This window comes from Frankia sp. QA3, assembly GCF_000262465.1.
Taxonomy (GTDB): Bacteria; Actinomycetota; Actinomycetes; order Frankiales; family Frankiaceae; genus Frankia.
Genome location: NZ_CM001489.1, coordinates 7,285,076 through 7,293,435, shown reverse-complemented (window position 1 = coordinate 7,293,435; position 8,360 = coordinate 7,285,076). Strand labels below are relative to the sequence as shown.

Below are 8,360 nucleotides of genomic sequence, written 5' to 3'. Positions count from 1 at the left end.
ACCTGTTCGGGGTACCGCCCGCCGCGGTGCCCCGAACGGGCGGACCTGCCCGTGGAGGCGGACGACGTCGGCGCCGCCGCGGCGCTCCGTCGGCCCCACGAGATCCCTGTACGCTGCCCCGCATGGGATCTGGGCGGGTACGGGTTCGATTCGCGCCGTCTCCCACCGGCATCTTCCATGTGGGTGGGGCGCGCTCGGCGCTGTTCAACTGGCTGGCGGCGCTGCGCGCGGGCGGCGACTTCGTGCTGCGCATCGAGGACACCGACGCCTCGCGCAACCGGCCCGAGTGGACGGACGGCATCATCAGCGCGCTGGACTGGCTCGGGATCAGCCCCGGCCGGTACGAGGGCCCGGTGCTGCAGTCCTCGCGCGCGGACCGGCATCGGGCGGCCGCGGTCCGCCTGCGCGAGGCGGGGCTGGCGTACTACTGCGACTGCACCCGCGAGGCGCTGGCGGAGCGCACGGGCAACGCGCAGCACGGCTACGACGGCTTCTGCCGCGACCGTGGGCTGGAGCCGGGCCCCGGCCGCGCGCTGCGCTTCCGCACCCCCGACGAGGGGGCGACGACGGTGCGTGACCTGATCCGCGGGACCCCGGAGTTCCCGAACGACACCATCGAGGACTTCGTGATCGCGCGGGCCGACGGCTCGGCGGTGTTCCTGCTCGCCAACGTCGTCGACGACCTGGAGATGGGAATCACCCACGTCATCCGGGGCGAGGAGCACCTGTCGAACACGCCCAAGCAGCAGCTGCTGTGGGCCGCGCTCGGCGCCGAGGAGCCGCCGGTGTGGGCGCACGTGCCGGTCATCGTCAACGAGAAGCGGCAGAAGCTGTCCAAACGGCGGGACAAGGTGGCGCTGGAGTCCTACCGGGACGAGGGTTACCTGCCCGGCGCGATGAAGAACTACCTGATGCTGCTCGGCTGGGCGCCGCCCGGCGAGGACGAGATCGTGCCCTGGGAGACGATCGAGTCGACGTTCGACCTGGCCGACGTGAAGCCGTCCCCGGCGTTCTTCGACGAGAAGAAGCTGCGGGCGTTCAACGGCGAGTACATCCGGGCGCTCGGCGTCGAGGAGTTCATCGCGGCGGTGCAGCCGTGGCTGGCGCCGCCGGCGGCGCCGTGGGCGGCCGACGCGTTCGACGCCGACGTGTTCGCCGCCGTCGCCGGGCTCGCGCAGTCCCGGGTGTCGGTGCTGTCGGAGATCGTGCCTATGGTCGACTTCCTGTTCCTGCCCGAGGCGCCGGTGGACGACGCGGCGTGGGCGAAGGCGATGAAGCCGCCGGCGGCGGAGCTGCTCGCGGACGTCCACGACCTGTTCGGCAAGGTCGAGTGGGACGCCGAGTCGCTGAAGACGACGCTGACCGAGCTCGGCGAGCGCCACGGCCTGAAGCTGGCGAAGGCGCAGGCGCCGGTACGGGTCGCGGTCACCGGGCGCACCGTGGGGCTGCCGCTGTTCGAGTCGCTGGAGGTGTTCGGCCGGGAGGCCACCCGCCGGCGGCTGGCTGCGGCCCGGGAGCGGCTCGCCGCCGGCTGAGAAGTCGCCTGGGCCGGATCCGGCCCGCGGTTCGGGCAGCGTCACCACCGCCGTGGGCCGAGACCGATGAGCCCGGGCCGCGGCTGGGACGGGCCGCGACCCGGGCTAGGGAGACCCACCGGAGGTCGGGGTTACCTCCGCCGGGTGAAGCTCGGATCCACCAGGTCGCCTCCGGCGCTTGCGAGCACCAGGTTCGACGGTGACCAGCACATCTCCCGGGGCCTAAAGGATTCTTAAGATCAGCGAAAGACAAGCTGTGATCTCGACATCACTCTCTGTCGATGGTTGATTTACATCCCGTGATGTCCGAACAAGGACCACCCGCCCCCTCAGGGCTCGTCGTGGCCGCGGGTGGCGGCACCGCGCGGGGTGCGCTGGCGGGGGCTGAGCGCCTCCCATTCCCGCGCCCAGGCGGCCAGGGGCTCGATCACGCCCTGCAGGCGCCGACCGTGGGTGGTCAGCCGGTACTCGCCGACCTCGTCCACCTCGACGAGGCCGGCCTCACGCAGCTCCCGCAGGCGCTGGACGAGCTGCGCCTCGGGGGCGTCCAACCGGGTCGCCAGGGTGCGGAACGGCAACGAGCCGCCCCGCAGGTGCCAGTAGAGGCCGAGGGCGAACCGCCGGCCAAGCAGGTCCACCAGGGCGGTGAGGGCGGGCGGCGCCCCACCGGGAACCTCGGCCGGGGCCGGGCCCCCCGGGCCCCCCGGGCGACCCTGGCCCGCCCGTCCCCTTGCCGATCTGGCCTGCTTCATCGACATGCCCGCTCCGATCCGTCGCCTCGGCGCCGCCGCGGCCGGCACCCCCACCCCGCCCTGGCTTCCGCGCCGGCCCGGGGCGGCGGCGCGGGCAGCGCAGCTGGCCGGTGGCAGCCGGTAGGAGCGGGATGCCGGCGGTGAGCAGAATCACGGCCGGCGGGGGCAGCCACGGCCGCTGCCGGCACTCGCGGCGGGACGGCGACGGCGGCCGGACCACCCAACGGCGACCCATCCGATGCTGTGCGGCGCGACACCGTTTCCCGGCCTGTTCCCGGGGCGACCGGACGGCGACGCGGCCGGCCTTCAGTGGGCGCCGACCGAGCTGACCCCGTTCGAGCTGTGTGCCGCCACCGGGCGGAACGGCCGGGCCCCGGACGGCTCGACCTCGCCGGCGAACAGGCTGCGGACCCGGTGGAAGACCGTCCCGGCCTGCGCGGATACGACACCGGCGGCGCTCTGCACCTCCGGACGCTCCCGAACCTCCCTAAGCTGCCGCATGATCACGTCGTAGTGTTCGCGTCCGCCCCGGGACCCCAGGACGTACCCGAGGCCGAGTGCGATGACGACGCTGGGCCTGATGCGCATGTTGCCTCCCGGGAGACCGATGGACGTGCTGGCGGATGGCCGCCAGCCGGTCGGCGTTGTGCCGCCGAGTTGATTACTACCCCACGTCCAAGACCGCTTGAACCTCAGGTAGGCTGACCACGTCAGGTGCGCAGAGCACCCGGTCCCGCGTAGCTCAATTGGCAGAGCAGCCGGCTGTTAACCGGCAGGTTATAGGTTCGAGTCCTATCGCGGGAGCTGAACCCGCTGCGCCGCAGGCACTTCCGCTGGCCATCGCCACCCCCGCTGGTGTCGGGGACACCGGCGGGGGTGGATGGACGTTCTCGAACACCCTTCCCGGCGAGTTCCGCGCGCAGAGCCGCGACGAGGGTCCGGCGTAGAGATCGTCGCCGTCGGCGGCGTCCTTCGGGTAGTAGACGCGGACCCGGGTCTTCCGCTCATGTTCGGCGTAGGCGGCGACGAGTTGGGCCTCCCGGCCGTTCGACGGCCCCATCTGGAAGTACAGCGGTGACCTCTGTTCGAGGCCGTCGGCGGACAGGGGCGAGGCCACGACGGGCAGGCCGACCGGCGGCAGCGAGTAGCCGTGCGCTCGCGGTCGGCTCGTCCACGCCGAACAGCTTCACCCCGACCAGCTGCCCGAGCAGCCCTGGCCGTGGACAGTCCTCCACCCACACCGGCAGCAGCCTGTGGCGTATCCCGACGAATCCGGGGTCCAGGCGATCTGCGTGACCGCATCGTCGTACGGCCTCGGGCGCAGCGCCGACGACAACACCGCCACCGTCCGTCGGGCAGAGGGCGAGGTAGCCGTGGGCGGCGAACCTGCGGGTGATCTCCCCGCATCGACACCGTCTGGGCGCGCATGGCGTCGCTCATCGACGTCTCTCCCCTCTGCTCGCTCAGTCCGTCCGGCCGGCCCGTTTGCGGGCGAAGCGGGACATCATCGCGGTGAACTCGGGCGCGAGGTCCGGAACCGGCTCGCCCAGCCAGCGGTAGAGAAGCTGGCCCGCCGGATTGCGGGTGTGCATGGTGGTGTCCGGCCGGGCCACGCCGCGGGCGATCGAGATGTCGGTCGAGCGGGCGCAGACGATGGCGAAACGCAGCGCCGCCAGCAGCTTGTAGTAGGTCAGATCCCGCGCGGGCCGGCCGATCAGCTCCTCCCAGCGGGCGACCTGGGTGGCCTCGTCCGGCACGCCGGGCAGCGGCGGCGAGCCCAGTCCGTGGCTGTAGAACTCGTCCATCATCAGCCACCAGCCGAAGTCCACCTCGGCCGGGCCGACCGCCGGCGTCTCCCAGTCCAGGACGGCGGCGACCGTCCCGTCCGGCGCGAACATCATGTTGCCGACCCGGGCGTCGCCCCAACTCAGCGTCCGGTCGTCGTGGTCGGGTCGCTCCCGTTCGACGTGGTCCATCGCCCGGCTGAGCACGTCGAGCTCGCGTTCGCCGCGGACCCAGTCGAACCAGTGGCGGGTCGCGCTGACGAGCTGTTCCAGGCCGGTCGGGCCAAGCGCGGGCGCCCACAGGAACGCGAGGTCGCCGCTGACGGGGATGCGCGCGATGTCAACGAGGGTTCGCAGGCCGTTGTCCCACAGCGCGGCGCGCTGCGCTGGCGTCTGCTCCAGCAGCCAGCCGGCGGCGTGGCAGCTCGGGATGTCCGACAGCACCCTGCCCGGGACGTGGCTCATCACGAAGAACGGCGACCCGACCACCCCGGCATCCGGCTCGAACGCGAGGACCCGCGGCACCGGCACCGGCACCGGCGCGGCCACCCCGACGGCCCGTAGGACGCGGCCCTCGCCGATCGTGTCCGGGCGCAGGAACAACTGGCGCCCGGTCGGCTGGATGCGGACCACCAGCCGCTCGTCGCGAAGGGCGCCGTCGTCGTCCCACCGCACGGCGATGATCACGGTCTCGTTGGACGTGCCGGCCTTCGGCCTCGACAGCCCGACGACGGCCAGCGACGGCCGCTCCAGCGCACGACGCAGCCAGCTGGCCAGGGTCTCCGCCAGCGGGGCGTCGTCGCTCGTGGCGGTGACGCTCATGACGGCCCGGCCCCGTGGCCGCCGCCGCAAAGGATGTGGCGGCCGGTGGGCGCGCCGAACCCTGAGGCGACCCCAGTCACCCGATCAGATCCCCACAGCCACCGACCGGCCACTCAGGGCTCACTCGTCCAGTGCGCGAAACGGGCGGTCAGGTCGCGTTTCACGACCTTTCCCATGGCGTTGCGGGGCAGCTCGGGCACGATCTCGAGCTGCTCGGGGAGCTTGCGGATGTTCAGCCCCAGCGCGCGCAGGTGGGCGCAGAGCGTGGCCAGATCCGGTGGGTTGCCCGGGTCTGCCGGCACCACCGCGGCGCACACCCGCTCGCCCGAGGAGACATCGGGCAGTCCGACGACGGCCACCTCGCCCACCGCCGGGTGGCCGATCAGCAGCTCCTCCAGCTCCCGGGCGGAGATGTTCTCGCCCTTGCGGATGATGACGTCCTTGATCCGGCCGGTGATGCGCAGGTAGCCGTCCTCGTCGAGGGTGCCGAGGTCGCCGGTGCGGAAGAAACCCTTCGCGTCGAAGGCGTCCCGGTCTGCGGTGGCGTCGACGTAGCCGACCATGAGCTGCGGGCCGCGCACCCGGATCTCGCCGACCTCCCCGGCGACCGCGGGCGTGGAGTCGTCGAGCATGACGACGATCTCGACGTCGAGCCCCGCGCATCCCTCGGTGCTCGCATGCTGTTCGTCGGTGTCGTCGTGGCGACCCCAGGTGACGAAGGGGCTCTCGGTCAGGCCGTACCCGGAGACGACCCCGACCCCGCCGAGGAGCTCCCTGACCTCGTGATGCAGCGAGGCCGGCCGGCCCGCGCCGCCGCACAGCGCCGCCCGGGCCCGCGGGAACAAGGGCACGCCCGGCTGGCGACGCTGGCGCGCGAGGTAGGTCTGCAGCATCTGCGTGCCCGACCCGACGAGCGTCATGCCCGCCTCGGCGAGGGCGCCCGGCGTGGTCTCGGGGTCGAACGCGCGGCTCACGATGACCCCGCAGCCGGTCTGCAGGCCGGTGAGCAGGTGCGCGACCCCGCCGATGTGGGAGATCGGGAGCAGGATCGGCAGGCGGTCGGCGGGGACGACGGCGAGATGCTCGCAGAACGTCGACGATGCGGCCAGCAACCCCCGGTCGGTGTGCTGGGCGCCCTTCGGGTCCGAGGTCGTGCCCGACGTGTAGAAGATCCACCGGACGGGCGGGCCGCCGGGCCGGCCCTCACCGTGCCCGCGGGCGGGGACCGCGGCCGTCGGCAGCGAGCCGATCTCGCTCGGCGGTTCGGAGTCGACGACGTGCACGGCGAGACCTGGCACGGCCGCGGCGACCGTCCGCGCCATCGCCGCGTGGTCGACGCCGCGGAAGGTGCTCGGGACAAGCAGCAGCTCGCTGCCGGTCTGCCGGCAGATGAAGGTGATCTCGCGCTCGCGCAGCATCATGATCAGCGGGTTCTGGACGGCGCCGAGCCGGGACAGCGCGAGGCAGACCACGACCGTGTCGATCGTGTTGGGCAGCTGCCACGACACCACGGAGCCGGGCCGGACGCCCAGCTCGCGCAACCCCGCGGCGGTGGCCTCGGCCCGGTCGCGCAACTCGCGGAACGTCAGGCGCCGCCGGTGCTCGTCGACGATGGCGAGGCCGTCCGGCGAGGCCGCGGCGCGGGCCTCGACCAGCTCCCACATGCTGTCGGCGGTCAGGAGAGCCACTCGATCACTCCAGGATTGCGGGCTACGGATCGGGCGTCGTACATGGGCGGCGGGCACGGGCGTCGTACACAGGCGTCGAGAATGGGTGTCGGAAATGGGCGCGGTCGCGCGCGTCACCGTCCCGACCCGGAATGGACCCGGACGCCACTTCGGAACCTTCGCACGGAAAAGGTTCGGGTGCGCGGCCGGGCGCCTTATTGAAAGCAAAGAGAAATCATTGAATATCCGCGCGAGCGACCCCTAGAATTCGGCGGCAGAATCGGGGACGACCGAGGAGTCGGTGTGCGCGAGCATCGGGAGCTGTTCATCGGTGGCCGGCTGGTCGGCGCGGAGACGGACGAGACGTTGGAAATGGTCTCGCCGGCCACCGAGGAGACCATCGGCGTGGTTGCGGCGGCCGGCGTCGGCGATGTCGACAGGGCCGTGGCCGCCGCCCGGCGCGCGCTGGACGACGGCCCGTGGGCGAGCGCGACCCCGGCGCAGCGGGCGGCGGCGCTGGTGCGGCTGACCGACGCGCTGCGCGCCCGGGCCGACGAGCTCGCCGCGGTGCTCACGGCGGAGGTCGGCTCGCCCCGGGCCTGGTCGGATCCCTACCAGGTGGGCACGGCCCTGGCGGCGTTCGACGCCTTCGCCGCGCTGGCGGGGGACTACCCGTGGGCGGACCAGCGCCCGGCGGCGCACGGCTCGGTGCTGGTCCGGCGGCTGCCCGTCGGCGTCGTCGGGGCCATCGTCCCGTGGAACGCGCCGCTTTTCATCGCCGCGCTCAAGCTCGCGCCGGCCCTGGTCGCGGGGTGCACGGTCGTGCTGAAGCCGGCTCCGGCGGCGACCCTGTGGTCCTACCTGTTCGCCGACGCGATCGTCGAGGCGGGCCTGCCGCCCGGGGTGGTCAACATCGTGCCGGCCGCGGCCGCGGCGAGCGAGTACCTGGTCGGCCACCCCGGCATCGACAAGATCACCTTTACCGGCTCGACGGCGGTGGGCCGGCGCATCGGCGAGGTCTGCGGCCGCGACCTGCGCCGGTGCACCCTGGAACTGGGCGGGAAGTCGGCCGCGATCCTGCTGGACGACCTGACGCTGACCCGCCAGACGATCACCACACTCACCTTCGGCGCGATGGCGAACTCCGGCCAGGTCTGCATGGCCCAGACCCGCATCCTGGCCCCCCGCTCGCGCTACCGCGAGGTGGTCGACGCCCTGGCCGAACGGGTGGCCGCGCTGCGCGTCGGCGACCCGGCCGAACCGAAGACCCAGATCGGCCCGGTCATCTCGGCGCCGGCGCGGGCCCGGATCGAGGGGCACATCGCCCGCGCGCGGGCCGACGGCGCCCGGGTCGCCGCCGGTGGGGGCCGCCCGGCCGGCCTGGACCGGGGCTGGTTCGTCGAGCCGACGCTGCTGGCCGGGGTCGGCAACGACGCCCCGGTCGCCCGGGAAGAGATCTTCGGCCCGGTGGCGGTGGTGATCGGCTACGACGGGGTCGACGAGGCCGTCGCCATCGCCAACGACTCCGACTACGGCCTGGCCGGGTCGGTGTGGAGCGACGACCCGCAGCGGGCGGGGCGCATCGCCGCGCGGCTGCGCACCGGCTCGGTCGCCGTGAACTCGCCGGCGCCGCTGGACGTGGGCAGCCCGTTCGGCGGAAGGGGCGCCTCCGGCCTGGGGCGCGAGGGCGGACCCGAGGGCATCAGCGCCTTCGTGGAACTCCAGTCCATCGTCCGGCCCGCCGGCGGCTGAGCCTCCTCCGACCCGCACCCGCATGAGACCGCACGAAACCGAGAGAAG

At 73.2% G+C, this 8,360-nt stretch carries 6 protein-coding genes and 1 tRNA gene; 3 read left to right on the top strand and 4 right to left on the bottom strand.

The features are described 5' to 3' along the window. Window positions 1–122 precede the first annotated feature (122 nt). Window positions 123–1,535 (top strand): glutamate--tRNA ligase, encoded by a 1,413-nt coding sequence (gene gltX / locus FRAQA3DRAFT_RS29820; RefSeq protein WP_009742772.1) that lies wholly within the window; start codon window positions 123–125, stop codon window positions 1,533–1,535. Between the two features lie 329 nt (window positions 1,536–1,864). Here gltX and FRAQA3DRAFT_RS29815 read toward each other — a convergent pair whose 3' ends face one another. Together FRAQA3DRAFT_RS29815 and FRAQA3DRAFT_RS29810 are read right to left on the bottom strand one after the other, a co-directional pair. Continuing rightward, window positions 1,865–2,293, bottom strand: a complete 429-nt coding sequence (locus FRAQA3DRAFT_RS29815; protein ID WP_009742771.1) for a helix-turn-helix domain-containing protein — start codon at window positions 2,291–2,293, stop codon at window positions 1,865–1,867. A gap of 300 nt (window positions 2,294–2,593) precedes the next feature. Further along, window positions 2,594–2,875, bottom strand: a complete 282-nt coding sequence (locus FRAQA3DRAFT_RS29810) for a hypothetical protein (RefSeq protein WP_009742770.1) — start codon at window positions 2,873–2,875, stop codon at window positions 2,594–2,596. A 143-nt stretch (window positions 2,876–3,018) separates the two neighbouring features. Between FRAQA3DRAFT_RS29810 and FRAQA3DRAFT_RS29805 the strand changes: the two genes are divergently transcribed. Next, window positions 3,019–3,091, top strand: a tRNA-Asn gene (locus FRAQA3DRAFT_RS29805). Window positions 3,092–3,750: 659 nt separating this feature from the next. Here the strand turns inward: FRAQA3DRAFT_RS29805 and FRAQA3DRAFT_RS29800 are convergent. Continuing rightward, window positions 3,751–4,893 (bottom strand): phosphotransferase family protein, encoded by a 1,143-nt coding sequence (locus FRAQA3DRAFT_RS29800; RefSeq protein ID WP_009742769.1) that lies wholly within the window; start codon window positions 4,891–4,893, stop codon window positions 3,751–3,753. A gap of 113 nt (window positions 4,894–5,006) precedes the next feature. Beyond that, window positions 5,007–6,557: an AMP-binding protein gene (locus tag FRAQA3DRAFT_RS29795; protein WP_051054681.1), complete on the bottom strand. Its 1,551-nt coding sequence runs from the start codon at window positions 6,555–6,557 to the stop codon at window positions 5,007–5,009. 306 nt (window positions 6,558–6,863) lie between these two features. On the opposite strand from FRAQA3DRAFT_RS29795, the gene FRAQA3DRAFT_RS29790 reads away from it, so the two are divergent. Beyond that, window positions 6,864–8,312: an aldehyde dehydrogenase gene (locus tag FRAQA3DRAFT_RS29790; RefSeq protein WP_009742767.1), complete on the top strand. Its 1,449-nt coding sequence runs from the start codon at window positions 6,864–6,866 to the stop codon at window positions 8,310–8,312. The last annotated feature ends 48 nt before the right edge of the window (window positions 8,313–8,360 follow it).